This is a genomic window from Streptomyces sp. CB02414, assembly GCF_001905385.1.
Lineage (GTDB): Bacteria > Actinomycetota > Actinomycetes > Streptomycetales > Streptomycetaceae > Streptomyces.
In genome coordinates this window covers 227853-254492 of the sequence record NZ_LIPF01000007.1, presented here as the reverse complement: position 1 = coordinate 254492, position 26640 = coordinate 227853, and the positions used below count along the sequence as shown (strand labels likewise).

Annotated in this window: 17 protein-coding genes and 2 pseudogenes; 5 read left to right on the top strand and 14 right to left on the bottom strand. The window is 72.6% G+C overall.

What is annotated here, in order from left to right; all coding sequences use genetic code 11:
- Positions 1 to 149: 149 nt before the first annotated feature.
- From AMK11_RS23500 to AMK11_RS23470, 7 genes and pseudogenes are all read right to left on the bottom strand, one after another.
- Positions 150 to 521: a hypothetical protein gene (locus tag AMK11_RS23500; RefSeq protein ID WP_073729997.1), complete on the bottom strand. Its 372-nt coding sequence runs from the start codon at positions 519 to 521 to the stop codon at positions 150 to 152.
- A gap of 301 nt (positions 522 to 822) precedes the next feature.
- Positions 823 to 2040, bottom strand: a complete 1218-nt coding sequence (locus AMK11_RS23495) for a geranylgeranyl reductase family protein (RefSeq protein ID WP_073729996.1) — start codon at positions 2038 to 2040, stop codon at positions 823 to 825.
- A 59-nt stretch (positions 2041 to 2099) separates the two neighbouring features.
- Positions 2100 to 8639: a type I polyketide synthase gene (locus AMK11_RS23490; RefSeq protein WP_073729995.1), complete on the bottom strand. Its 6540-nt coding sequence runs from the start codon at positions 8637 to 8639 to the stop codon at positions 2100 to 2102.
- Positions 8640 to 8906: 267 nt separating this feature from the next.
- The gene (locus AMK11_RS23485; RefSeq protein WP_073729994.1) at positions 8907 to 10112 is read right to left on the bottom strand and encodes a S1 family peptidase; all 1206 of its coding nucleotides are present in this window, start codon (positions 10110 to 10112) and stop codon (positions 8907 to 8909) included.
- 768 nt (positions 10113 to 10880) lie between these two features.
- Positions 10881 to 13718, bottom strand: a complete 2838-nt coding sequence (locus AMK11_RS23475; RefSeq protein ID WP_079187646.1) for a helix-turn-helix transcriptional regulator — start codon at positions 13716 to 13718, stop codon at positions 10881 to 10883.
- A 782-nt stretch (positions 13719 to 14500) separates the two neighbouring features.
- A pseudogene (locus AMK11_RS38690) lies at positions 14501 to 14700 on the bottom strand (DUF4872 domain-containing protein); the annotation flags it as partial.
- A 3-nt stretch (positions 14701 to 14703) separates the two neighbouring features.
- Positions 14704 to 15288, bottom strand: coding sequence for a hypothetical protein (locus tag AMK11_RS23470; protein WP_073729992.1), 585 nt, complete (start codon positions 15286 to 15288; stop codon positions 14704 to 14706).
- A 52-nt stretch (positions 15289 to 15340) separates the two neighbouring features.
- Here AMK11_RS23470 and AMK11_RS23465 point away from each other — a divergent pair, with 52 nt between their 5' ends.
- On the top strand, positions 15341 to 15907 hold the full coding sequence (locus tag AMK11_RS23465; protein WP_073729991.1) for a dihydrofolate reductase family protein: 567 nt from the start codon (positions 15341 to 15343) through the stop codon (positions 15905 to 15907).
- A 42-nt stretch (positions 15908 to 15949) separates the two neighbouring features.
- Here AMK11_RS23465 and AMK11_RS23460 read toward each other — a convergent pair whose 3' ends face one another.
- Both AMK11_RS23460 and AMK11_RS23455 read right to left on the bottom strand, forming a co-directional pair.
- A complete protein-coding gene (locus AMK11_RS23460) occupies positions 15950 to 16519 on the bottom strand; it encodes a DM13 domain-containing protein (protein WP_073729990.1) in 570 nt (189 codons plus the stop codon).
- A 120-nt stretch (positions 16520 to 16639) separates the two neighbouring features.
- Positions 16640 to 17974 carry a hypothetical protein gene (locus AMK11_RS23455; RefSeq protein WP_073730323.1) on the bottom strand — a complete coding sequence of 445 codons (1335 nt, stop codon included), beginning with the start codon at positions 17972 to 17974 and terminating at the stop codon, positions 16640 to 16642.
- Between the two features lie 113 nt (positions 17975 to 18087).
- On the opposite strand from AMK11_RS23455, the gene AMK11_RS23450 reads away from it, so the two are divergent.
- Both AMK11_RS23450 and AMK11_RS37555 read left to right on the top strand, forming a co-directional pair.
- On the top strand, positions 18088 to 19338 hold the full coding sequence (locus AMK11_RS23450; protein WP_073729989.1) for a molybdopterin-dependent oxidoreductase: 1251 nt from the start codon (positions 18088 to 18090) through the stop codon (positions 19336 to 19338).
- A complete protein-coding gene (locus tag AMK11_RS37555; protein WP_241847054.1) occupies positions 19335 to 19817 on the top strand; it encodes a hypothetical protein in 483 nt (160 codons plus the stop codon). Before AMK11_RS23450 ends, AMK11_RS37555 begins: the two co-directional genes overlap by 4 nt.
- Before the next feature lie 128 nt (positions 19818 to 19945).
- On the opposite strand, the pseudogene AMK11_RS38685 reads toward AMK11_RS37555, so the two are convergent.
- The 3 genes and pseudogenes from AMK11_RS38685 to AMK11_RS23430 all read right to left on the bottom strand — a co-directional run.
- Positions 19946 to 20500: pseudogene (locus AMK11_RS38685) on the bottom strand (class I SAM-dependent methyltransferase); the annotation flags it as partial.
- Positions 20464 to 21102 (bottom strand): TIGR04282 family arsenosugar biosynthesis glycosyltransferase, encoded by a 639-nt coding sequence (locus AMK11_RS23435; protein ID WP_073729988.1) that lies wholly within the window; start codon positions 21100 to 21102, stop codon positions 20464 to 20466. The pseudogene AMK11_RS38685 and the gene AMK11_RS23435, both read right to left, overlap by 37 nt.
- Entirely contained in the window at positions 21099 to 21806 is a 708-nt protein-coding gene (locus AMK11_RS23430; RefSeq protein WP_073729987.1) for a glycosyltransferase family 2 protein, read from the bottom strand. The genes AMK11_RS23435 and AMK11_RS23430 overlap by 4 nt, the downstream gene beginning before the upstream one ends.
- A 114-nt stretch (positions 21807 to 21920) precedes the next feature.
- On the opposite strand from AMK11_RS23430, the gene AMK11_RS23425 reads away from it, so the two are divergent.
- Both AMK11_RS23425 and AMK11_RS23420 read left to right on the top strand, forming a co-directional pair.
- Positions 21921 to 22682: a response regulator transcription factor gene (locus tag AMK11_RS23425; protein ID WP_079187644.1), complete on the top strand. Its 762-nt coding sequence runs from the start codon at positions 21921 to 21923 to the stop codon at positions 22680 to 22682.
- Between the two features lies 1 nt (position 22683).
- The gene (locus AMK11_RS23420) at positions 22684 to 23796 is read left to right on the top strand and encodes a sensor histidine kinase (RefSeq protein ID WP_073729986.1); all 1113 of its coding nucleotides are present in this window, start codon (positions 22684 to 22686) and stop codon (positions 23794 to 23796) included.
- A 16-nt stretch (positions 23797 to 23812) separates the two neighbouring features.
- Here the strand turns inward: AMK11_RS23420 and AMK11_RS23415 are convergent, their stop codons facing one another.
- Positions 23813 to 24814, bottom strand: coding sequence for an NAD-dependent epimerase/dehydratase family protein (locus tag AMK11_RS23415; protein ID WP_073729985.1), 1002 nt, complete (start codon positions 24812 to 24814; stop codon positions 23813 to 23815).
- Between the two features lie 128 nt (positions 24815 to 24942).
- A complete protein-coding gene (locus tag AMK11_RS23410; protein WP_073729984.1) occupies positions 24943 to 26619 on the bottom strand; it encodes a RecQ family ATP-dependent DNA helicase in 1677 nt (558 codons plus the stop codon).
- Positions 26620 to 26640: the final 21 nt, after the last annotated feature.

Genomic DNA, 26640 nt, shown 5'->3' with positions numbered 1-26640 from the left:
GAAAGCCGCTCACAGCGCCTGCCCAGGAAGCTCGATGCTGCTCTGTCCACCTAGAAGCCTTCGCCCCCGGGCGACCTCCACCCGACCGTGGACGGCCCGGCAGATCCTGCCTGACAGGCGCACCGGGCGACTGCCTCACGACATCATGATCAATCCGGTATGACGTCCTGGCAGCTCTCCGTATCCCTCACCACACCGAAGACCACGGGGTAATCGGTGATCTGCTGGTTCGGTCCCGGATGAGAGTTGCAGATCTTCCAGGCCGCCGGGTCGTCCACCGGACGGCCCTGTCCGCTCGCGTCCTTGAAGGTCATGTCGAGTTGGGAGCCCATCTGCTCGTATGCACGCCCGGCGTTGCCACCGATGACATCCGGCATCGTGGCGGTGACCGGTTCGGCGTTTGCCGAGCGACGTGTCTGGGCGGGTTCCGAGGCGTCCGGCATGGACGACGCGCCGCAGGCGGTGACCGAGGCCAGAAGCACGGCGACGAGGGCGGGTCTCAAGAGCTTGGTGACGGTCATGTTGCTCCTAGCGTGATGGCAATTCGCAACAGTATTCACGGCGAGTCAAGGGGAGGAGACACCGCCGCCTCAGCACGCCGCCACCACGATGCAGCTGTACGGCGGCAACCTCGGGCAACGAGTCCTCACCGAACAGGCCGGTGTCAAGGTCCCCGACGCGGGGACGAGCCGACTGCCCCGCGAGGGGGGCGGGCCGGCTCGAGGGCGAGCAGCGGGCCCGCGTCTTGCACTCGCTCGGCCAGCGGCAGCCGCCACGGACGACCTCAGCCCACAGCCCGCGCCACCGTATCCCGGACCGCTTTCAGCAACCGGCCGAACTGATCGGCCCCCAACTCCGCGAACGCCCCCGCGTGACCGCGGTGGCGGCGGTGCGTACCAGCGGGTTGGTCATGATGCGGGCGACACTGGTGCGGCCGGCGATGTAGGCGTCGAGGCGCTGCCATGCCGGTGGCAGGCGGGTGATGACCGAGTGGACCAGTCCGGGGTTGCGGGCGAAGAGGTTCATCAGCGTTCCGCTGGCTTCCATTTCCGTGCCGAGGGTGTCCTTGACCTGCTGTGTGTAGGCGGCGGCACCGTCGCGCGCCGCCATTTTGCCGCCGGCCATGGCGATGCGGCCGGCGGCCCGGCCCGCGAGGTTCCCTGAGCGCAGCGCGTAGGAAATGCCCTCCCGTGACCAGTGGTCGACGAGCGCGGCGGCGTCGCCGGCGACGAGGACGCGTCCTCGCGCGAGCGGGGAGCCGGGGCGGCGGCACCGGGTCAGGTGGCCGGTGTCGTGCAGGGGGGTGGTGCCGAAAAGGCCTTGGCGCTTGAGGAAGTCGTCCTTGTACGCGCGCAGGGCGACCGGGTTGCCCCGCGCCGCGACCACACCGGCGGTGCAGACGTCGCCCTTGGGGAACACCCAGCCGAACGAGCCCGGCAGTGGTCCCCACTCCATCAGCACCCGGCCTCGCCAGCGGGCGGCCGTCGGTCCGTCGACCGGCACCTCGGCCTCCAGAGCGAGGTCGACCTGGGCGCACTCCACTCCTACGTACCGGGCGACGCGACTGGCACTGCCGTCGGCGCCGACGACCACGCGGGCGTGGAGCGTGTCACCGTGGCCGGTCTGCACCGTGACGGTGTCGCCATGCTGCTCCAGTCGGGTCAGGGCGGTGCCGTCCTGGACCTTCGCTCCCGCCGCGGCGGCGGCCTCGGTCAGCGCCGCGTCGAGTTCGCTGCGGTAGACGAGGGCGCAGGTCGGGGTCCGGCAGTCGAGGGTGCGTTCCTTGCCACCGTTGTGGGCGAAGGTGAACTGCTGGACCGTGTCGTGGACTTTGAGGGGCAGGCCGGCCGGCAGGGCGGCCAGCGAAGCCCCGATGAGCCCGCCGCCGCAGGTCTTGTAGCGGGGGATGACGGCGCGCTCCAGAAGCAGCGTCTCGCAGCCGTGTTCGGCGGCGACGCGAGCGGCGGTGGCGCCGGCCGGGCCGGCGCCGACGACGATCACGTCCCAAGTGCCGGGCTTGACGGTGGAAGGAGGAGGCATGTGGTGATCACCTAGCGGTTTGGCGGGACGGGCGGGTGAACGGGCGGTGAGAGGGGCGCTCAGGCGCGCTGGGGTGACGAGGTGCCGGCGAGGGTGTGTTCCGTCTCGGAACGGTCGTCGTCCTGGCCCTCCTCGGGGAACAGGCGGCCCAGCAGGTAGCGGGTCAGGGCGGAGGCTGTCGGGTGGGTCCACATCACCGTGGTGGGGATGTCCAGGGCCAGTTCGCGCTGCAGGCGGTTGCGCAGGGCGATTGCCATGAGCGAGTCCAGGCCCAGCGTGACCAGGGACGTGTCGGCGTCGAACCGGTCGGTGCCCAGACGCAGGACCGCGGCGATGTGGTCGACGACTTCCGGTTGCAGGACTTGCGCGCGCTGCTGGGGATCGTCCGTGGCCACAAGGGCTTCCAGCACAGCGCTGCGGGCTCCGGTGGTGTCCGTACCGCCTGCCGCGGCGGCCAGTTCGGCGAAGAACGCGGTGCGGGCGGTGGCGGGGTAGGACTCCAGCCAGCGCGTCAGGTCGACGGGTGTGTAAGCGGTGCGGTCGCGGTCGTGGGAGAGGATGCGCTCCATGGCGGCGATGCCCTCGGCGGGCTCGATCATGGTGTAGCCGCGGTCGGCCATCCCGGTGCCGCGGCCCACCTCGGCCCACGGGCCCCAGTTGACGCAGGTGGCCGGCAGACCCTGGGCTCGGCGCCAAGAGGTGAACTCGTCCAGCCAGGCGTTGGCGGCCGCGTAGGCGCCCTGCCCGGGATTGCCGAGCAAGGATGCGGCCGACGAGAAGGTGACCCACCAGTCCAGGTGCTGGCCGGCCGTGGCGAGGTGGAGGAGCCAGGCTCCGGTCGCCTTGGGGCGCCAGACCTTCTCCAGGAGGGCGGGGGAGAGGTTGGCGACGGTGGCGTCCTCGACGACGGCCGCGGCGTGGACGACGCCCCGCAGGGGGTGGCCCGTTGCCAGGGCGGCTCGGACCACGGACTCGGCGACACCCGGTTCGGCGAGGTCCCCGCGGACGACCTCGACGCGCGTGCCGAAGTCGGCGGTGAGTGCGTAGAGGGCGCGGCGGGTGGCCGCGGTGGGCGCACCGCGCGAGGTGAGCACGACCGCCGCAGCGCCTCGTTCGGCGAGTCGGCGGGCGACGAGGAGGCCCAGTCCGCCGAGCCCGCCCGTGACCAGGTAGCTTCCGTCGGGCCGGACCACGGGGACGTCCTCGGGCCGAACGGGCAGGGTGCCGGTGCCCGTGGTGGGCCAGGTGAGGACGAGTTTGCCCGTGTGCCGTGCGGAGGCCATCGTGTGGAAGACCGACGACGCCTCGGTGACCGGGTGTTCGGCGACGGGGAGGAGAGGCAGTGCGCCGTCCGCGAGCATGCCGCCGAGTTCGCGGTAGCCCTCGGCGAGCAGCCCAGGATCCTGCCGCATCATCATCAGGATGTCGACGCCGGCGAAGGTGACGTTGTGGCGGAACGGGAGCAGCCCCATGCGGGTGTTGGCGTAGATGTCCCGCTTGCCGAGCTCCAGGAAGCGGCCGCGGTGTGCCAGCAGCTCGAGACTGGCGGACTGCGTCGGACCGGTGAGGGAGTTGAGAACCACGTCGACGCCGCGGCCGTGGGTGAGCTCGCGCACCCGGTCGGCGAAGTGCAGGGTGCGGGAGTCCATGACGTGCCGCACGCCCAGCTCGCGCAGGTAGGCGCGCTTCGCCTCGCTGCCCGCGGTGGCCCAGACCTCCGCGCCGCAGGCTCGTGCGAGGTTCAGTGCGGCGAGACCGGTGCCGCCGCTCGCCGAGTGAATGAGCACCTGCTCACCGGACCGCAGCCGGGCCAGGTGCCGCAGGGCGTACCAGGCGGTGAGGTACGCGCAGGGCAAGGCTGCGGCGTCACGGGTGCTCACCGAGTCCGGCACGGGCAGGAGGCAGTCGGCGCGGACGGTCGCGAAGGAGGCCATGACGGCGGACTGCTCCGCGTCCACGAACATCGCGGCGACGCGGTCGCCTTCCCGCACGTCCCGGACGCCGTCTCCGACGGCGATGACGACCCCTGCCCCGTCGAACGCGCAGACGTCCTCCCGGCTCTCACCGACAGCGAAGTTCTGGTACACGCCGACGGCCTGGAGCACGTTGATGAAGTTGACGCTGGTGGCGTCGAGCCGGATCTCCACCTCCCCCGGCCCGGGCCGACGCCGTGACTGGGCGACGAGCTCGAGGGAATCGAGGTCACCGGGGCGTGCCAGGTGCAGGGCCACCTGATCGTGTCCGTGAGCGACGGTGGCACGGCGCCGCTCCTCCGCGTCCAGCGGGACGTTGCGCAGCCGGGCCAGGTGACGCGCCCCCCGCCGATAGGCGATCTCGTCCTGCTCGGCGGGGCAGGACAGCAGCTCCGCGGCCACGTCCGCGACCGGAGTGTGCGCGTCGGTGTCCAGGATGGCGGGGCGAAGTTCGGGGTGCTCGTAGCTCAGGACCCGCACGAACCCACGCAGGCCGGCCTGGGCCAGGTCCGGCTCGTCCCCGGGCGTGACGTGCTGTGCGGCACGGGTGACGGTCCACAGGCGGGGTGCCGCCGCGTCGCCGTGCGCGGCGCCTGCCAGTGCTCCGGCGGTTTCCGCGAGGCGAGCCACTTGCCGCCTGGCCAACTGGTCGGGGGACGCGCTGTCGCGGTCAGTGCCGGGAGCCGGCAGGTACACGACCGTCTGCGAGACCTGTCCGTCGTCGGAGGTTGCGGACGGCCACGACGCTGCGGAACCGTGCGGAGCGGCGACCCGGAGGCCGACTGTGGCGCCCAGCTCCCGCAGCGCCTCGGCCAGGGAAGAGGCGTACTCCTCACGGCCGGCTTCGGCGAGAAGGGTCCAGGTTCCGGTCGCCGGGCTCGGCGCCGGGCGCTCGCTGGGCTCCCAGCAGGCGCGGAGCAGACGGCGGCTGAAGCGCTCCTCCGCACTCTCGGCGGGTACGTGACGGAACTCCACGCCGGTGGCGTCGGCGGCGACGGACCCGTCATGGGCCCACAACCGGAAGTCGGCGATGTACCGGTCGGCGCTCATCTGCCGCAGGGTGACCAGGCAGTACCCGTCGAGCGGGACCTTCGCGTACAGCCGCAGTTCCTCGATGCCCCGCGGCAGGATGCCACCCTCGGGCACGGATCCGGAGCGCAGGACGACACCCGCCACGGCCTGCAGACACGTGTCCAGCGCGACCGGGTGGCAGTGCAGGGCCTGGGCGCCGGCCCGGCCCTCGTCCGGTACCCGCACGTGGGCCAGCAGACGGGCGCCCTCGCGGTCCGCGGGCGCGCCGTCCGAGTACAGGGCCTGCAGGCCGAGGAACGACGGGCCGTGATGCACGCCGCGTTCCTCGCGCATCTGCCGGTAGATCTCCACCGGGTCGACCGCGTGCGGGAAGTCTGTCCGCAACTGCTCGAGGTCGCAGCCCTGCGGTACCGAGTTGTCGTCGGATGCGGCGTGCAGATACGCCTCGGCGTGCTGGACGCTGGTGCCGTCGGAGGAGGTGCTGACCACCCGCCAGCGGGCGGCGTCCGGACCGGCGCTCTCGGTCGTGGCGGTGACGGCGGTGCCGTCCGCAGCCGGCAGCAGCAGCCGCTGGAGTTCGACGCCGGTGACGCGCAGGCGCTGCGGGCCGGCACCGTACAGGTCGCAGGCGGCGGCCACGGCCATCTCGCACAGGGCGGCGCCGGGCACGACGGCGACGTCGTTGACGCGGTGCGCGTCCAGCCACGGCAGTGTCCGCGGGGAGACCCGCGTCTGCCACAGGTGGCGGCCCTCGCCATCGGGATCGGCGGTGTGCGGACCGGTGAGCGGGTGTGCGGCGAGCGAGGTGAGAACCCCGGCCCGCTGCCGCAGCGGCGAGGGCTCGACGACGTACCGGGTGCGCTCCCAGGTGGTCGGCGGTACGTCGGCCAGGGCGCCGTCGCGGTGACGGTCGGCCCAGTCCAGCGGGTGCCCGGCGCAGTGCAGTGCCGCCACGTGGGTGTGGAACGCCAGCTGGTCGTCGGTGTCGCGCAGCAGCGAGGGCACGACCGCGGTACCGGAGTGGCTGTTCCCGGTGAGGGTGGCCTGCACGGGGTGGATCAGCACCGGGTGGGGGCCGATCTCGACGAAGAGCCGGTGCCCGTCCTCCGCCGCCGCGTGTACGGCGTCGGCGAAGCGCACCACCCTGCGCAGGTTGTCCGACCAGTAGGAGGCGTCGAAGGCGCCGCGCTCGCGCGGGTCGTCCGAGACGGTGCTGTAGAACGTCGTGTGCGGCGGCCTGCCGGTGACCTCGGCGAGAGCGTCGGCGAGATCGGGCAGGATGGGGTCCATGTGGGCGGTGTGCGAGGCGACGTCGACCTCGATCACGCGAATGCCCACGCCTTGGGCGTCCCACTCCTCGGCGAGGTGGCGGATGCGGTCGGCGTCGCCGCCGACGACGGTGTTCTCCGGCGACGCGACGACCGCGATGCTCACCCCGCGCACGTCCTGCTCGGCCAGGAGCCGCTCGACCTCGGCACGGCCCAGGGCGACCGAGGCCATCAGGCCCTGGCCGGCGGTGCGCAGGATCAGCCGCGACCGGCGGCAGATGACCCGCACCCCGTCCCGCACACTGAGGGCCCCCGAGGCCACCGCCGCGGCGACCTCACCCATGGAGTGGCCGATCACGGCGGCCGGTTCGACACCGTGGGAGCGCCACATCGCCGCCAGACCCAACTGGACGGCGAAAATCACGGGTTGCACCCGGTCGAAGCCGGTGACCACCTCGGGACGGTTCAGGGTCTCGCGCAGGGAGAAGCCGGACTCCTCGGCCACGAGCGGTTCGAGTTCGTCGACGACCCGGGTGAACTCCGGGTCATGATCGAGCAGTCGCCGGCACATGCCGCCCCACTGCGAACCGTGCCCGGCGAACACGAACACCACGCCTTGCCCCTGTCCGGCCTCCGGCAGGGCCCTGCCGGTCGCCACCCCGGCACCGGGGGTGCGCCCGGCCGCCAGTTCCTCCAGCCTCGCCACCAGCTCCGTCCGGTCGGCGGCGACGACGGCGGCCCGTTCCCGGGTGGGGGATCGGCGCACCGCGAGCGTGTGTGCCACGTCGCCCAGCGGGATCTGCGCTCCCTCGTGCTTCAGCCACTGGGCCAGGCGCCCGGCCGCCGACCGCAGGGCGACGGGCGTGCCGGCGGACAGCGGGAAGACGCGCGGTGCCTCCGCCGGCCGGGCCGCGCGCCGGACCGGTGAGGGACCGGACGCCTGTGCGGGCGACTGCACAGGGGGCTGCTCCAGCACGACGTGAACGTTGGTGCCGCTGATGCCGAAGGAGGAAACCGCGGCCAGCCGGGTGCCGTCGCGCACCGGCCACTCGGTCGTGTCGGTGGGTACGAACAGGCGGGTGCCCTCGGCATCGATCTGAGGGTTCCACCGGTTGAAGTGCAGACTGGCCGGCACCCTGCCGTGCCGCAGGGACGCGATGGCCTTCAGCAGGCCCGCCACGCCCGACACCGGCTCGGTGTGTCCGATGTTCGTCTTCACCGAGCCGAGTGCGCACCGGTCCCGGCCCTTGCCGTAGACGGCGGCCACCGCGGCGAACTCGATCGGGTCGCCGACGGCCGTACCGGGTCCGTGCGCCTCCACCATCCCCACGTCACCGGCGTCCACTCCCGCGCGTTCCAGGGCCATCCGGTACAGATCGATCTGCGCAGGTTCGGAGGGCGCGCTGAGCCGCGTGCCGCGCCCGTTCTGGTTGACCGCTGTGCCGCGCAGCACCGCCAGCACCCGGTCGCCGGCCCGGAGCGCGTCCGACAGGCGCTTGAGTACGACCACGCCGCAGCCCTCCCCGCGTACGTACCCGTCGGCGGCCGCGTCGAAGGCGTGGCAGCGACCGGTCGGCGAGAACACGCCCCAGAGTGCGGGTGCGATCACGCCCTCGGGTCCCAGGGTCAGCATGGCGGCCCCGGCCACGGCGACGTCCGACTCTCCGGCGCGCAGGCTCTGACAGGCGGAGTGCACGGCGACGAGTCCCGACGCGCAGGCGCTTTCGACGACGACCTGAGGGCCCTTCAGGTCGAGCATGAAGCCGACGCGGCCGGGGCCGATACTGTCGAAACCGGTGTACATCGCGTAGGCGTTCACCTCTTCCAGCGGCCGCTGCACCCGCAGCATGTAGTCCTTCTGGTAGATCCCGAAGAACATGCCGGTCGGCGTCCCCGACAGTCGCTGGGCCGGAATCCCGGCGTGCTCGACTGCCTCCCACACGACCTCGGACAGCAGTCGGTGCTCCGGGTCCACCCAGGGCGCTTCCTGCGCGTTGATGCCGAAGAACTCCGGGTCGTAGGCGTAGACGTCGTCGTCCAGGAAGCAGCCGTGGCGGAGCCGGGCCGCCACCTGGGCGGGGAGGCCGGCCAGTTCCGCCTGCTCCCAACGCTCGGCGGGCACCTCTCGCACGGTTTCGCGACGGGACATCAGCAGTCGCCACAGCGAAGTGAGGGAGCGCGCCTCACCAGGGAAGCGGCAGGCGGCTCCGACCACTGCCACTGGCTCGTCCTGGCCTGCGCCGAGTGCGTCGCTGCCGGCGTGTGCGTCCATGAGGTGTCCGTTCTTCAGCGCGAAGAGGCTGACGGTGCCCGGCCTGGCACACACGCACCGACTGTCGCTTCGATCTTGGGTGGGGCCTCCTATTTCGACACAGTCGTGGGTGATCTCCAAGAACCGGAAGTATCGGACGAGAGCGCGTTGAACTGCGCGGATGCCTCAATGCTTCGAGTTCAGCCACTTGGTCGGGCGCTTAAAGGATCATCAGGGGGTGGTGGTCCTGCGCAGCGCGCGGTAGCCGGTCGGCTGACCACGAAGCCGGGGGCCGCTCGCTGTCTCGCGGGCGGCCCCCGGCCGGTTCTGTTACGGACGTGCTCAGTTGGTGTTGAGCGTCAGCCCGTAGTAGCGAAGGGTGTCGTCGAGCGGCTGGAAGTACGAGGAGCCGCGGGAGTAGACCCCGCCGCCGCACTGCTGGTTGGTCGGTCCGCCGGAGGTCATGCCCTGTGCCTGGTTGCCGGAGATGTAAGCACCGCCGCTGTCACCGCCCTCGACGCAGACGCTGGAGGCGGCCAGGCCGCTGACGACCGTGTCGGGGCCGCCATTGGGGTCGGTGTAGGTGACGGTGTTGTTGTAGGAACTGATCGCGCCGCAGGTCCAGCCGGTGGTGGCACCGGACTTGCAGACCGCGGCGCCGGCGGCGGCCCGGCTGCTGCCCCTGACGGCGACCGTGCTGGTGCTGCCTTGTCCCCAGGTACCGACGCTGGTGGTGATCGAGTGACCGGAGTTGATGGTGGCGATGCCCATGTCGACGCTGCGGGTGCCGAGGGCGTAGCGGGTCTTGTAGCCCTTGGCGAAGGCCGCTCCGTCGTAGCGCAGGGTGTTCACGACGCAGTGTCCCGCGGTCACCAGGTACTGGTTGCCCGACCGGTCGCGGGCCCCGTACCCGACGGAGCACCACTGCGTGGTGTCGTTGAACGTCATCTTGCTGCCGGGGTAGATCGCGGCCTTGGGCTCGAGCTCCTTCTGGCCCCGCTCGATCTCGACAGCGGAACCGTGCCTTGCGGCCGCGGCGAGGAACGCCTTGGCGGCGGCTCCCCGGTCGTCGTTGACCTTGACGACCACCTTGTCGGAGGCCAGATCCACGGACCAGGCGACCACTCCGGAGGGGACCTTCTTGGCGGCGAGGGCGTCCAGCTCGGCCTTGATCTCGTCGAGTGCTGCCTGACCGCGGGCGGGCACCCGGGCGGTGAGGCCGGCCTGCTCGACTCTGGCCGCCTCGGTGGTGTCGGTGGCGTTGACGGTCAGCTGTCCGGAGGCGTCGAAGAAGGCTCCGTCGCCGGATATGCCGCTCCTCCTGAGCTCGGCGAGCTTGGACTGCTGGGCGCTCTGCCGGTCCAGGCGGTCGGCTGCGGCCTCCTCGCTCACACCGAGCGAGCCGGCCAACGCCCGGACCATCTCGGGCTGGTAGTGGGGGGTGGGGTGAGCGCCCTGCGCCTGCGCCACGGTCTGGGTCCCCAGGACCGCAGAGGCCGAAAGCGCGATGCCCGCCGCAGCCAGGCGGTACTTACGAGAATTGCGCACGTCGAATTCCTTCCGGGTGACAGACAGGAACCCGATGTGGGGTTTATGCCGGAACGCAAAAGCGCCCCGGCACAGGACGGTTCCTGCCTGACGGCGAGTCAGTGACCCGTCGTGATCCCGAACTATTGCTCAGCAATTCCTCAAATTTCAAGGTGCGTGCGGCGGCATCTTTTCGCGAAGTTCTGGATGCTCTGCGGGAAGAAGAGTACGCAGGACCGGAGCATAGGAGGGCCTCGCCCACCGTTGCATCAGGCGGGCGCATTTACGGATACGCAAGAAACCCGGCGTGCACTGGAGCGCCACAGCATCCGGCGTCACCGCAACGGTCCGCATCCGTCGACCGGGATACGTATAGGTGATTGGCCGATTCGGATATTCAGAGATCAGACCGGTTCATACGTTGGTCAAGGCGCGCAGCTCGCCGGACGATTTCACCACACCATGCGCCGATGGAGCGGAAAAGCGCGCAGAAACAAGGAGGCGGCGCCGTGACCAGAATCTACTTCCAGGTCCATGTGCCCATCAGAAGCTCCGCACGGCCCGAGCAGCACGGGCTGCACGTTTTCACCGGTGCGGCCGACACTTGGTCGGCAGCCCTCCGTATCGCGCGCGAAACCTGTGACACGGCCGTTGCCGCGCAGAAGGCGGGCCTCCCGGTCCCTGGCCGGCGCCCGGACGGCTGGGGAGCGCGCGGGCTGCGCCCCGGCTGGGTGCTCGACTGGACGGCTGCGACTGTGCACGCCTGGGGGCAGGACAGGAGGTTCCGGCTCAGCAGATCTCAACTGCCCTGACGGTACGGCTGTCCCCGGTTGGGAAGAGGCGCTCACCGTTTCGAGGAGCACCTCCCAGCCGGTGGTCGAGGTCACGGCGGGAGAGCGCCCCGGTCTTGCGCATGGCGCGGGCGATGTGCTGCTCCACCGTACGGGGAGACAGGTGCAAGGTCGCGGCGATCTCCCGATTGGTGAGACCGGAGACAGCGAGCTGGGCGACTTCCGCCTCCCGGGGGGACAACTCGTCGGCGTGCGACGGGCGTCCGGGAGGGCGGCCCTTCCTGGCCGGCTGGCGTGTGCGCAGCAGGGCCCGGGTCCGCGCCGCGTCCCAGACGGCCCCGAGGTCGGTGAAGCGCTGGGCGCAGGACTCCAACTCGGTGGTCGCCGACAGGGTGGAGGCGTTGTCGGATGCCGGGTCTGCCGACGTGGCGGTGGATCCGGCCTTCGCGGCCGGGCAGTCATGGGCTTCTGTGTACGCCGTGAGTACGCAGCGTGCGGCGCCCTCCGCGGCCAGAGCCTGGGCGTAGGGGCGGGGCAGCTCCGCGTAAGCCGCCGCAGCCTGCCGGTACAGTTCGGCGGCCCTCAGCAGTCCGTCCCGCCGCTCATGGGCGGGGGCCTCCGTTTCGGCGAGCACGGCCCGGCTCCAGGTCAGTGCGGCCCTGGCGGCGGGCGCGTCGCCAGGGCCGAGGCCCTGGGAGAAGCTCCGGACCATGGTGTGTGCCGTGGCGTTGTCACCCGCGCGGGCCAGTGCTTCCACGGCCCACGGCGCGAGTTCCGCGGCCCACGACCACACGCCCTTCTCGGCCACCACCTTCCAGGCGGCACGCGCCTGTTCCGCCGCGGCCTCCACCTCCTGACGGGCCAGGGCGAGCCGGACCACGGCGCCGGCGGCGGTCGCGGTCAGGGGAACCGGCAGGTCCTCCGTGCCGAACGTCCCACGCTGGGACAGCCGGCGGGCCGCCTCCCCCCAGTCGCCCTGGGCGAGGGCGAGCAGGCCGCGCACGATGTAGGCGTCGGAGGCGATGAGCGGCATGTCGGCGGTCGCGGCGACGAAGTCCTCGCACCGCTTGGCCAGGCCCGACCACCGGCCGGTCCACCACTCCTGGAGGAGTTGGGCCCCCAGAGCGTTGTGCTCGAAGTAGGGCGCGCCGCTCCGCGCGGACAGGTCCCGTCCCTCCGCCAGCAGGTCTTCCGCCTGCTCGTGCAGGCCGAGCCAGACGGCGGAGTCCGCGGCGTTGCACAGGCCGCGTGCCGCCTGCCGGGCACACGCGGGGTCGGTGGCTTCCAGGGGAAGCTGCTTCACCAGCTCCCACGCGTCCGGCTCGGCACAGCTCGTCGCGAGGGCCGCCCGGTTGGCCAGGACCGCCGTACGCATCGAGTCGTCCCCGCTCGCGTCCGCCGAGGCCATGGCCTTGACCAACCACTCTCGGTGGACGTCGATGGAGTCGCCCGGCCAGTAGGGGCTGGACAGCGCCGCCATGGCGCGTGCGGCCAGACCGGGGCGGACCTCGACCAGTTCGGCGGCGGCGGTCTCCAGAGCACGCCGGCCCTCGGGGTACCGACCCATCTGATTGCACAGCATCAGCCCCAGGTCGAGCCGCAGCTCTCCGCGCACGGCGGGCGGCAGGGACGCGTCCTGCACGATCTGCGCGAGGACCTCCACCGTCTGGTCAGAGCGCAGGCCGGTCACCGCGCTGCGGGCCAGCAACGGTGCCAGCCGGGCACGGACCCGGGGTGCGAGGCCCGGGGTGGCCAGTGTCTGTTCCAGTAGCGTGACGGCTTGCTGGTGCCGGCTGGAGGCCGCCGCCGACTCCGCGGCCTTCTCCACCGCTTTGATCCACCTGTGGCCGTCGCCGGCCGCCCTGTGGTGTTCGGCCACGGCGTGCCAGACGACGGGCTGTCTGCGGCTCAGCACACCCGCCGCCCGCCGGTGGAGGTCCTGGCGGACGGGCCCGGGCACACAGGCTCGTACGGCCGGCGCCGCGAGCGGGACGGCGAAGCCGTAGCGGTCTTCGCCCAGCTCCGCCAGGGCCGCGCCCTCCAAGGCCCGCAGCAGTGCGCTGTTCCCCGACGCGGCTCCAAGTCCCGACACCGCGGCCAGTTCGTCGCGGCCGGCGGGTCCGTCGAGGACGGCGGCCGCCCAGACCACCGGCCGGTCCGCCGGGGACAGCGCGTACGTACGGCTCAACACCAGCTCCGTCAGCCGGGCCGGTGTACCGGCCGCTTCCACCTCGGCTGCCGTACCGGTGAACGCAGGCCGCCGCTCCCGCAGTACGGCGAGGAGGTCGACGACCGCCCGGGGCACGCCGCCGGTCCGCTCGTGCAGCGTGCGCACCGCTTCGGCCGTACAGTCCTCGCCCAGCGCCTCTACCGCCGCCCGGTGGACCCGCTCCTCGTCCCAGGGCCCGAGCCGGTGCCGGAGCACCGTCATCCGGGGCGGGTACGCCATCGGCGGGCTGCCCAGCGGAAGACCGGGTACGGAGAGTTCCTCGGGGCGATAGGTCACCGCGGCCCCGGAGCCCGGCCCCAGCCCCTCCAGCACCAGACGCAGCCGTCGGAGTTCGTCCTCGTCCGCCCGGTGAACGTCGTCTACCAGCCACAGGCCCGGCACTCGCCGGTCCCCGTCCCCGTCCCCGTCCGACGGCCCGCCGTCGACTCCACACCGCCACCACACGCGGACCGTGTTCGCCGTCTCGGGCAGGTCGGCCAGTTCCTGCAGCAGATGGCTCTTTCCCTGACCGGCGAGACCCTCGACGAACAACAGCACCGGATCGGCACGTTCGTCGGCCAGGGCGCGTGCCAGGGGCCGCAGAGCGGAACCACGCGTCGCGATCACGCCGTCATCCTCGCTCTCCTCAGGCGGAGCCTGTCCATCGCAACGGCCCACGGAAGGCGCCGTTCCGGCACGGTACCAAGGTGACGACACAGCCGAACAGACGTAAGTGCGGGACGTCCGCGGACACTCCTCCGGCGAACCAGGTCACTGCCGTTCGGCCGGGCATGCGTGCCCGGGCGTGCGGAAGGGCTTCCGGCGTCGAGGCGCACCGCGGAGCACACCGCCCGACCGTCGAGAAGCACCACCATGCCATCCGGCTCGGGACAGCCGGGAGGCGGCATCGCGGTCCGTTCCACACACCCGTGCACACTGTCGGTCGACCGAGGCTGGACGAGTTCCGCGAAGTCGCTGCGCGGTCTCGCAGCCCGGACGGCCGACACCTGAAACTAGGCGCCGCTCCGGGCCCGTAACATCCGGAAGTCGGGGGTCACGGATACTCAATCAACCTTTCGGAAGAGCAGTATCGACCCGCTGACCTGATCGCGGCCGGAATGACGTGCGGGCCTGAAAGTCGAGGCCGGTCACAGCCGCTCGTTGACCGCGGCGACAAGGACGCTTGTCTCGCAGCGGACCGCGCGCCTGTCGAGCCGGGTGGCGAAGGCTGGTGGAGGCCGGCCACCTGAACGGCTGCCCAGCTCGTCGAGACACGCGCTTGCGTGCCTCGACAGGGTCGCCGGTCCTATGGGCGAATCGTGAAGAACTCGAGGCCGGAAGCACCGCTCCCGCCGCCCGCTCCTGATTCCCAGACGCCGGAAGAACACCGTGACAGTCGCCCCCGAGACCTCCCGGTAGAGATTGCGGAACAGGGCGCCGCCGGTGCCGGCCTTCTCCATGAGGACGGCGGCCCGTGGCAGGTCCTCCCTGCTGGGCGCTGTGACGGTGAAGGAGCGGTGCCTGGCGGACTTGGGGCCGCGCTCGGCCCTGGGCCGGCCAGGGCGGCGAGGCTGGTGGAGACCGCTCCGCCCGGCGGATCGGTGTCCACCCCTCAAGGGCGCAAGGCCTCGAGTTCGTCCGCGCGACGGTGGTCCTTGGGACGCCCGAGGGAACGGCGCATCTGGATCAGGTCGTCCAGGCCGGCGTAGAGGATGGCGAAACCCGCCGGATCGTGGGCGTCGACCGCCCGGGCAAGGCAGGGCGCGACGTCCATGTCGCCCCAGGGCAGGGCGGGAGTGCACAGGTCGCCGCCGGCGCCGATGACCTGGTAGGCCACCTGAGAGCGAGCGAGGTCGGGCAGGCTCGCACAACCCGTGGCGGTCAGGGCCTCGCGCAGGGCGTGCGCCTGCTCGGGCGTGCCGTCCCACAGCAGGTCGAGGTCGCCGGTCAGTTCCTCCGAGCCGTGCATGATGCCGGCCACCTGGCCTATGACCACCGCACGTGAACCGGCCTCGTGAAGAGCCCGAAGCAACGGAAACGGATCGAAGCCGAAGGCGCCGTCCGTGGCGAACGTACCGACCACGTCATCGGCTTCGTCCGGGCCGCGCCCCGTTGCGGCACGGTTACGGGTGGCCGCCTCGATAAGCCGAACGGCCCGGTGAAGGCGCAAAGCAGCAGTTTCGTCCACGCAGCTCATTCAACCAGGATGGCCGTTGAACGACGGGGCTGTTGACTGGCGAGGAGGACACATGGGAAAGGTCGCCTGGGGATTCACGTGTTCGATCGACGGCTTCATCGCCGGACCGGAACACGACATGAGCTGGATGTCCGCCGCGGAACCCCTGGCCGAGGGCACCACGGAGCGGATGGCGGGAGATGTCGCAGTGATCATCTCCGGTCGGGCAGGCTATGACGCGGCGAAAGCGCAGCAGGACGAGCGGGACGATACGACGTCGGAGGCATACGGCGGCGCGTGGTCCGGAACCGAGTTCGTCCTCACCCACCGACCGGAGGAGATCGCCGACGACCCTGCCGTCGTCGCCCTGAACTGCGACATCGTGGAAGCGGTCCGTCGCGCTCAGGAAGTCGCCGGCGACAGGGACGTGCAGATCATCAGCGCCGACATCGCCCGGCAGGCGCTCGAGCACGACCTCATCGACGAGTTGCAGGTCTTCGTCGCCCCGGTGTTCCTCGGCGATGGCACCCGCGTCTTCGACGTTCCCGGCGGGCAACGGATCGACTGGGAGCTGGTCGAGATCTACGAGGACAGTCCGCGTAGCTTCGGGCGTACCTACCGCCCGAAGCGGCGTTCCTGAACCAGCTCTGTGCGGAGAAGCCGTTCAGCCCCGGTGGCGCTCTCAGACGCGGGCGAGTTCAGCGGCGCCGAAGGAGACGTCGAAGCGGTCGCACCAGATGCTCACACTGGTGTAACGGGACGGGTCGACGTCGGCCGGTACCGTGTAGTTCTGGCTGCCTTTGTTCCCCTTGAGCTCCCCGAGACTGACGTATTCCCCGTCGTCGAACACGTGCCAGCCGGCCGTCCCCGGTTTCACCGGCGCATCGGTCAGCCACACCCGCAGGTCGGGGCCGTTGCTCGTGTCGAGGTTCTCGACACGCACGATGTGGGAGCCGTCGGTGAGCCGCACCAGCTTCACCGTTCCCGAGGTCGCGTGCTCGTGGCTGATCAGCCCGCCGCTCGCCAGAGTCACCGGTCCGGCCGGGGCCGGTGCGGAAGGGGCGCCGCCGGCCGGCTCCCCATCGGACGGGCGCGGTGGCGGCACGGCTTCGGGCAGTGCCTCGTTGACGGTCTCCTCCTGCCACAGCTTCCATGGCTGGAACCAGTAGGAGCCGAAACCGCCCACCGCGACAGCCACGGTCAGCGCGGCGATGACCCACGGCCTGACCAGCACACTTCGAAGACGTCTCATCGCGCCCCTCCCGATAGTCGTTGACCCGAACCATTCAATGCGAGAACCGGCCGACATGGGCGACCCGGCAGATGACGAAACTCTTACGCGCGACCGCGCGCGACCGGACGCGCCCCGCGCTCACCAGCCGGTCGCCAGCAGGTGGTTGAGGAGCAGGGCCAGGACCGCCTGCGCTGCCAGCCAGACGCGCGGACGGCTGAGGAACGCGCAGGCCGGGAGGAGCCACAGGGCGAAGGGAAGCCAGATGCGTTCCGTCTCCGCCTTGCTCATGCCGGACAGGTCGGCGACGAACAGGGCGAGCAGCGACGCGGCGATGAGGAACGCGAGGCGGATGTCCTCGGTGCGGACCTCCTCACCGTGCCACCGGACCACAGCGGCCCGGCGCAGGCCCGCCGCCGTCGCCAGGCCGGTGATGAGCACCGTGCAGGCGAGGTTGGCCCACACCCAGTAGCCGTAGGGGCGGACCCCGCCCGCGCCCTCGTAGTAGCGGGTGACCAGCAGGTGGTACGCCTCCCACCAGTCGAACCCGGCGACGCCGAACGCCACGGGCACCACCGCCGTCCCCGCGAGCAGCGGCACGATCAGCAGCGGCCGCTTCCGCACCTCGCGCCTGCCCAGCAGCAGTGCCGCCGCCCCGAGCACCGCGAAGAGCGTGAGCCCGTACGAGAGGTAGCAGGTCAGGCCGAACAGCAGCCCCGAGCCCGCCGCCCACCACAGCGAGCGCCGCGTGACGGCGAGGGCCAGCAGGGCCACGGCCCACGCGGCGACCGCCGCGAAGTAGCCGTCGGCGGACGTGCCCATCCACACCGCGGCCGGCGCCAGCACCAGGAAGGGCGCCGCCCGCCGGGCGAGCCGTTCTCCGGCCAGGGCGCGTACCGCCACCAGCACCGCCACGCACGCCGTGGCGCCGACGGTGATGCACCAGACCCCGGCCCAGCCCCCGCCGCGCAGCCCGAGCCGGTCGAGCAGTACGAAGGTGAGCGTGGCCGCCGGGGGGTGGCCGGCGACGTGGGCCGGCCAGTTGTCGGGGGAGTGGAGCAGGATGTGCTGGGTGAAGTCGCGCAGGGTCGCCGGGATGTCGTTCCAGCGGCCGATGACCGACAGGTACTCCTGGTGGGTGGTGAGCCGGCCCGCGATGCCCCGTTGCCAGCCGTCGATCAGGGCCAGCGACCAGGTCCAGGCCATCGCCGCAGCCCAGGCCGCGGGGAGCAGCGCGCGCCACGGCAGGCGGGCGGCGACGGCCGGGCCGTACGCCACGGTCGCCACCGCCACCAGGACGGCCGCAGGTGTGCCGGGGCCCAGGTGCGGGTCCCAGCGGCCCAGCAGGGGTGGCCATCCGACGATCAGGTCGTCGTAGGTGAACACGTACCGGCCGACGAGGACGGCTGCCGCCACGAGCAGCGCGGCGGCCGCGGCGGCGTACAGGTCGCGGGAAACGGAGCGGAGGCGGGTCACACCGGCACCGTAGGCCGGGAGACGGCGCACCGGTCGGTGCGCGCGGCGGACGTCAGTGTTTCGTCATGGGTCGTGCACCGTCCCGGGCACCGATCGCGTCCTACCGTCGGAGCATGCGCGACCTCGCCACACGGCTTCCGTCCTCGCCGCGCTTCTGGCGCAGCCCCCTGCGCGGCCCCTGGTTGACCTCGGTACTCGGCCTCGTCCTGCTCGTCGGCGCCACCGTGCTGTTCGTGACCGGCCTGCTCTCGTACGCCGCCTACAACCCGGACCTGTCCCCGGTCAACGACAAGACCCCGGACAAGGGGCTTCTCGGCTTCTATCTCTTCGCCTGGCCGACCGACCCTCCCTGGCTGTACCGGCTCACCCAGGGCGTCCACGTCACCCTCGGGCTGACCCTGATCCCGGTACTGCTGGCCAAGCTGTGGTCGGTGGTACCGAGGCTGTTCACGCTGCCGCCGGTCCGTTCGCTCGCCCACGCGCTGGAGCGGGTCTCACTGCTGCTCCTGGTGGGAGGCGCGCTGTTCGAGTTCGTCACCGGCGTGCTCAACGTCCAGCTGGAGTACGTCTTCCCCGGCTCCTTCTATCCGCTGCACTTCTACGGGGCCTGGGTCTTCTTCGCCGCGTTCCTCGCGCACGTCGCGCTGAAGGCGCCGGCCGCGGTGCGCAACGTACGGCGGATGCGGGCCGGGGGAGGGGAGGAGCGGGACAGCCTGGTGGCCTCGCGGCCCGACGCGCCGACGGTGTCGCGGCGCGGGGCCCTGTGGACGGTCGGCGGGGGATCGCTGCTGCTGTTCGCCACCAGTGCCGGCCGCAGCTTCGACGGGGCGCTGCGGGCGACGGCCGTGCTCGCGCCGCACGGCGGGCCCGAACCGGGCGGCGGCCCGAACGGCTTCCAGATCAACAAGACCGCCGCGTACGCGGGCATCGACGCGGCCGAGACACACGAGGACGCGTGGCGGCTCGTCGTCGTCGGCCCCACCGGAACGGTCCGCCTCGCCCGCGCCGACCTGCTGCGACTGCCGCTGTACAGCGCCGCGTTGCCCATCGCCTGCGTCGAGGGCTGGTCCACCTCCGACCAGTGGTGGCGCGGGGTGCGGCTGCGCGACCTCGCCGCCCTGGTGGGGTTCGACGGCGACTCCCCGGACGTGCTCGTCGAGTCCCTTCAACGGCGGGGCGCCTTCCGCAGCGGCGCCCTGCGCGGCAACCAGGTGTCCGACCCGCGCTCCCTGCTCGCGCTGTACGTGAACGGGGACACGCTGAGCCCGGACCACGGCTATCCGGCGCGGATCATCGTGCCCGCCGCACCCGGCGTGCTGAACACCAAGTGGGTGGCGCGGATGACGTTCGGAGACCTGGGATGAACCTCGTACGCAGGCTACGGCCGACGCGCTTTCCGCGGCCCGTGATCGGCGGCCCCTTCCAGATCCTGCTGCTCGCCGTCTCGTTCGCGCTCGCGGGCTACGCGGGAGTGCGGCTGCTCGCCGGTGACTGGCTGGGCGTGGCGCTGTGGTTCGTGGGGGCGGCGCTCCTGCACGACCTGGTGCTGCTGCCGCTGTACGCGGTGGCCGACCGGGCTGTGACGCGTGGGCTGGGGAAGGCGGGCCGTCGTGAGTGGGTGCTGTACGTGCGGGTGCCGGCCGCCTTCTCGGCACTGCTTCTGCTGGTGTGGTTCCCGCTGATCAGCGGTCGGGTGGACGCACGCTACCGTTCGGTCGCCGGACTGTCGGCGGACGGCTTCCTCACCCGCTGGCTGCTGATCACGGCGGTGCTGTTCGGTAGTTCGGCGCTGGTGTTGCTGCTGCGCAGGGCGACGAAACGGCGTTCGCCCGACGTCCACTGACCGGCCGTCCGCCAGCCGCCGGCGGTCGCGCGGCGGCGCAGGGAGCGGGCGCCGATCCGCGCCCACGGGAAGGGACTGCCGGGCGCGGGGCCGTCCGTGCCGTCGACGACCTGCACGTGAGTGCGCTCGTCGACGTCCGCCCGAGCCGTCTCCGCGATCAGCAGACCGCCGGGTGCGAGCAGGGCGGCGACGCGGGCGAGCAGGGCGCCGGGGTCGCCGCCGATGCCGATGTTTCCGTCCATGAGAAGGACGGTGCCCCAGCGCCCCTCGCCGGGCAGCGGCTCGAACACGGAGCGCCGCAGCGACTGGCCGCCGGTGCGTACCGTGCGGGCCACGGCGGCCTCGCTGACGTCGATACCGAGGACGGTACGGCCCCGGGCGGCGAGCTCCGCCACCAGCCGGCCCGGGCCGCAGCCCACATCCAGCACGGTGCCCTCGCACCGGTCCAGCACCTCCAGGTCGACCGCGTCGGCCCGCGCACACCACCGTTCCACGTCCAGCGGCAGCAGCCGGCCGTCGGTGCGCCGCAGGAACAGTGGCCCGCGACCGGCGCGCAGCGCGGCCGTATAGGGGTCACAGGCCTCCCAGGCCCGGGCGGCGGCGGACGGCGCGGACAGCCGGCCGGGGCCCACGCGCGGGGCCGCCCTCACCGGCTCGCCCGTCGGTCCGCGCCCGGCGCGCATGCCGCGAGCCGGGCGGCGAAGCGTCCGTGCGGGGCCAGTGCGGCCACGGCCCGGGCGTCGTCGGCGGTGTCGACGTCCCGGAGCGGCGGCAGGTCGCGTACCCGCAGCCCGGCCGCGAGCAGCCGCCCGCGCTGCACGGCTCCCGTCACCGGCGTCGACATGGGCACGCCCCGCAGCAGGGCGGGGTCGGGACGGGACAGACCCAGGGCCCAGAAGCCGCCGTCCTCGGCCGGGCCGAAGCAGGCGTCGCAGTCGGCGAAGTCCACGTCGAGCAGTTCCGGTGTCACCTGCGGGGTGTCCATCCCGATCAGCAGGGCGGGCCCCGTACACCCGGCGAACGCGGCGGCGAGCCGTTCGTCGAGGCCGCCCGGGCACTGCGGTACGACGTCGAAGCCGGCCGGCAGCCAGGGGCCCGGTTCTCCGGCGAGCACCAGGACCCTGCGGAGTGCGGGGGTCGCGGCCACGGCGTGCAGGGTGTCGGCGAGCGCCGCCTCGGCCAGCGCGGCCGCCTCGGCGGGGGTGAAGGGCGGGGTGAGCCGGGTCTTGACCCGGCCGGGGCGCGGCTCCTTGGCGATGACGAGGAGAGTGGTCGCGGCGCTCACCCGGAGGTCTCCTCTCGGGCGTCCGGTCGCTCGGCCAGGACGCGGCGCATGTCCCGTACGGCGTGCCAGGTGCCGCGCCAGGTGCCCGTCACCTTCGAGACGCCGGTGCGCGGCAGGTACGGCACGTCGTGCTCGGTGACCCGCCAGCCGGCGTCGGCGGCGCGGACCACCATCTGGAGCGGGTAGCCGCTGCGCCGGTCGGTGAGGCCGAGGGCGAGCAGCGCCTCGCGGCGGGCGGCACGCAGCGGGCCCAGGTCGTGCAGGCGCAGGCCGGTGCGGCGGCGCAGCATCCGGGCGAGGGCGAGGTTCCCGGCGCGGGCGTGCGCGGGCCAGGCACCCCGGCCCTGCGGGCGTCTGCGGCCGAGGACGAGGTCGGTGCCGCCGGCGAGGACCTCGCGCACGAAGGGAACCAGCAGGGCGGGGTCGAGGGAGGCGTCGCAGTCGCAGAAGCAGACGACGTCGGCGGTGGCGGCGGTCAGTCCGGCGTGGCAGGCGGCGCCGAAGCCACGGCGCGGCTCGGTCACGACCGTGGCACCGTGCGCGCGGGCGATGTCCGCCGAGCCGTCGGTGGAGCCGTTGTCGACGACGAGCGCGCGCCAGCCGGCCGGGACACCGGACAGGACCCAGGGCAGGGCCCGGGCCTCGTCCAGGCACGGGAGTACGACGTCGACGTCCGGAGGGGGCGAGGTGGTCACGGCTTTCACCCTACGAGCGCAAAACGCGCGAACCGGACTTCCGTTCCTTACGAAACGTGGACGTCGCTGCTGGGACGGCTCCCGGCGGCGACGCCCGCGGGCCCGCGGTGCGAGGCTGGGCACATGCAGCAGCCCCACGAGTCCGCCTTCACGGACGTGTCCCCCCGCAGGCCGTCGGACGGACCCCCTGCCGGTCCCGCCCGCATCCTGGTCGTCGACGACGACCCCACGGTCGCGGAAGTCGTCGCCGGTTACCTGGAGCGCGCGGGCCACGTCGTGGACCGGGCCGACGACGGTCCGGCCGCGCTCGACCGAGCCGCCGCGCACTGGCCGGACCTGGTCGTGCTGGACCTCATGCTGCCCGGCATGGACGGCCTCGAGGTGTGCCGGCGGATACGCGGCACGGGACCCGTGCCGGTCATCATGCTGACCGCCCGAGGTGACGAGGACGACCGGATCCTGGGTCTCGAGGTCGGCGCCGACGACTACGTGACCAAGCCTTTCAGCCCGCGGGAGCTGGTGCTGAGGGTGGAGTCGGTCCTGCGCCGCACCCGGCCCGCCGTCGCGCCGCGCCCGCCGTCCGCGGCCGGACTGACCGCCGACCCCACCGCCCGCAGAGCCACCAAGGACGGTGACGAACTGGCCCTTACCCTGCGCGAGTTCGACCTGCTCGCCTTCTTCCTCCGGCACCCCGGGCAGGCCTTCGCCCGCGAGGAGCTGATGCGCGAGGTGTGGGGCTGGGACTTCGGCGACCTGTCCACCGTCACCGTCCACGTACGGCGGCTGCGCGGCAAGGTCGAGGACGATCCGGCCCGCCCCCGGCTGATACAGACCGTGTGGGGCGTCGGCTACCGCTTCGACCCCACCGGACGGGAGGCGGACTGACGTGCACGACACCCTCCTCATCGCCCTCTACGCCTTCGCCGGCGCCGCCGCCGCGGGCCTGGCCGGCGCGGGCGTGCTGCGGCTGATCCGGCGGCGCTCGCTGACGGCGTCGCTCGCCGTGGTGGCCGCCGTCGCCGTCCTCGCGATGCTCGCGGGCACCCTCGCCGTCGCGTGGGCGATGTTCCTGTCCCCGCACGACCTGTCCGTCGTCACGACCGTCGTGGCCATGGCCGCCGTCGTCTCCCTCGCCACCGCGCTGCTGCTCGGCCGCTGGGTGGTCGCCCGAAGCCGGGAACTGGCGGCGGCGGCCCGCTCGTTCGGAGACGACGGCGACTACGCGGCACCCACCACACCGGCCACCGCCGAACTCGACGCGCTCAGCCGCGAACTGGCGGCCACCAGCGCCCGGCTCGCCGAGTCCCGCGAACGGGAACGCGCCCTGGAGACCTCCCGGCGCGAACTGGTCACCTGGATCTCGCACGACCTGCGCACCCCACTGGCCGGCCTGCGCGCCATGTCGGAGGCGCTGGAGGACGGCGTCGCCGCCGACCCCGACCGCTATCTGCGCCAGATCCGCACCGAGGTGGAACGCCTCAACGACATGGTCGGCGACCTCTTCGAACTCTCCCGTATCCACGCCGGCACGCTTCCCCTCGCTCCGGCCCGGATCTCCCTCTACGACCTGGTCGGCGACGCCCTCGCGGGCGCGGACCCGCTCGCCCGCGAGCACGGCGTACGGCTGGTCGGCGACGCGGTGGCGGCCGTACCGGTCGAAGTGGACGGCAAGGAGATGAGCCGGGTCCTCGGCAACCTCCTCGTCAACGCGATCCGCCGCACCCCCGCCGACGGCACGGTCGCGGTCGCCGCCGAGCGCTCCTCCGAGGGCGTGGTGGTCTCGGTGACCGACGGCTGCGGCGGCATCCCCGAGGAGGACCTGCCCCGCGTCTTCGACACCGGCTGGCGCGGCACCCACGCCCGTACGCCCCCGGCCGGCGCGGGACTGGGCCTGGCCATCGTGCGCGGCATCGTCGAGGCCCACCGCGGCCGCGCCACGGTCCGCAACATCCCGGGCGGCTGCCGCTTCGAGGTGCTCCTGCCCCCGGCGGAAACCTGAGCCCCCGGGCCCGCGGTCAGTGCCGGCGCAACTCCGCCCGCGCGAACTCCCGCATGCCCTCGGCGAACCCGACCCGCGGCCGCCACCCCGTCTCGTTCCGCAGCCGCGCGGAGTCCGCGGTGATGTGGCGTACGTCGCCCAGGCGGTACTCGCCGGTGACGACGGGCTCCGGCCCGCCGTACGCCGCCGCCAGGGCACCGGCCATCTCCCCGACCGTGTGCGGCTCACCGCTGCCGGTGTTGTAGGCGACGAGGCCACCGCCCGGCCTCCGGACCGTCAGCGCGGCGACGTTCGCCGCGGCCACGTCCCGCACGTGCACGAAGTCCCGGCGCTGACATCCGTCCTCGAAGACCCGCGGAGCCTCGCCGCGCGCGAGTGCGGAGCGGAAGAACGAGGCGACACCGGCGTACGGGGTGTCGCGGGGCATCCGCGGGCCGTACACGTTGTGGTAGCGCAGCGACACCGCCGCGGCGCCGGTCGTCCGGGCCCAGGCGGCGGCCAGGTGTTCCTGCGCCAGTTTGGTGGTCGCGTACACGTTGCGCGGATCGGCCGCGGCGTCCTCGCCGACCAGCCCCGGCACCAGGTCCGTACCGCACACCGGGCACGGAGGCTCGAACCGTCCCGCCTCCAGGTCGGCCACGGCGCGCGGTCCCGGCCGCACCACCCCGTGCCGCGGACAGCCGTAGCGTCCTTCCCCGTAGACGACCATCGACCCGGCCAGCACGAGCCGCCGCACGCCCGCCTCGGCCATCGCGGCGAGCAGTACGGCGGTGCCGAGGTCGTTGCGCGAGACGTACTCCGCGGCGTCGGCGAACCCGGTGCCGAGCCCGACCATCGCCGCCTGGTGGCACACGGCGTCCACCCCCGCCAGGGCCCGCGCCACGGCCGCCGGGTCACGCACGTCGTCGCCGGGATCCTCGCGCACGTCGAAGCAGACGGCATCGTGCCCGTCCTCCCGCAGGGCCTCGACGACGTGGGACCCGATGAACCCGGCACCGCCGGTGACCAGTACGCGCATGCGCCCACGCTAGGCCCCCCGAACGTCCGCACCGCGCGCCGCGAGCGGCACGTCACGGGTCTGTAAGAAGCCGGCGGCGTCTCCACGATCGTTCGCGCTCGGCGGCCGCCGCATCCTCCTCGTTCCTGCTAGGGCCGGCGCACCACCGTGAGCAGGTCACCCCGGTCGGCCAGAGTCTCCAGAGACAGGGTGCGGTATCCGGCCCGGTCGAACAGGACGGTGATGCGGTCGCCGTCCTCGCTGAGCACGGTGCCACCGCCCCACTGACCGTGCCGTACCTGGGTGCCGACCGGGTAGCGGGAGGCGGTGCGATGCACGGGCCGGCGGGCCTCGACGGGGTTCTGGGCGTCGCCGGAATCTTCCGCCTCACACCGGTCACAGTTGCCGCACGGCGGCTCGTAGGCCTCGCCGAAGTAGCCGAGCAGGAAGTAGCGGCGGCAGCCGGTCCCCTCGGCGTACGCCCGCGCCATGTCCACTCGGGTGCGGTCGGTGCGCCGGTGTGCCTCGGCGGCACGTGCCGCCTCTTCCACTGCCTCGCCCGGTGGTGTGTCCGGGTCCGGACGCACCTCGCCCCGCTCCCCGGTGGTGACCGTGCCGGCCTCCTCCAGGAGGTTCACCGCGGCCGTCACCCGTGGGCGGGACAGGCCCGTGTCCTGACGCAGTTCCGCGAGGTCGGCCGGGTCGTCCTCGTGGTCGTGGACGGCGTCGGCGACCTCGGTCAGCGCCTGTCTGCCGGTGGCGCGGGCGGCGAAGAACGCCTGCATGCCGGTGTCCTCCGGGCGGTAGTGCAGCACGGCGTTGGCCGGGCGGCCGTCCCTGCCGCAGCGGCCGATCTGCTGGTAGTAGGCGTCGAGCGAGCCGGGGAGCGCTGCGTGCAGCACGAAGCGCACGTCCTCCTTGTCGATGCCCATGCCGAAGGCCGAGGTGGCCACGACCACGTCGGCCTCACCTGACTGGAAGGCCTGGTGGACCCGGGTGCGCTCGGAGGTGCTCAGACCGGCGTGGTACGCCTCGGCCGCAAGTCCCAGCGAGGACAGTTCCGAGGCGTAGTACTCGGTGTCCTTGCGGGTCCCCGTGTACAGCAGGCCCGGTTTGGGCTCGGCCGCGGCCCGTTCCACGACTGCGCGACGACGCTCGTCGTCGTCCTGGAAGCGCCTCACCTCCAACCGGATGTTCGGCCGGTCGAAACCGGTCACCATCACCCGCGGACGGTTCATGCCCAGGCGCTCGGTGATCTCCCCGCGCACCGGCGGCGCGGCCGTCGCCGTGAGAGCCAGCACCGGGGGCCTGCCCACCCGTCGTACGGCCTGTTCCAGACGCAGGTAGTCGGGCCGGAAGTCGTGACCCCAAGAGGAGACGCACTGCGCCTCGTCCACCACGAACAGCGCGGGCCGTACCTCGGCCAGCCGCTCGACCACCAGGTCCTTCGCGAGCTGCTCGGGCGCGAGATAGAAGAAGCGGACGCCGCCCTCGCGCACCTCCTCCCAAACGGCACGCTCCTGTGCGGAGGTGAGGTCGGAGTTCAGGGCGACGGCGCCCGGCGACCGGTCGTCCCCGGGCAGGCCGGCGATCTGGTCGCGCTGCAGCGCCAGCAGCGGTGAGACCACCACGACCGGACCACCCAGCAGCAGGCCGGGCACCTGGAACACCGCGGACTTCCCGGAGCCGGTCGGCATCACCACCAAGGCGTCCGCCCCGTCCAGCACCCACTCCATGGCTGTCAGCTGCTCAGGGCGCAGACTGTCCCAGCCGAAGACGTCGGCTGCCACACCGCGCAACCGCGCGGCCCGTCCCGTCGCACCCATACCCAGCACCTCACCTCGGCC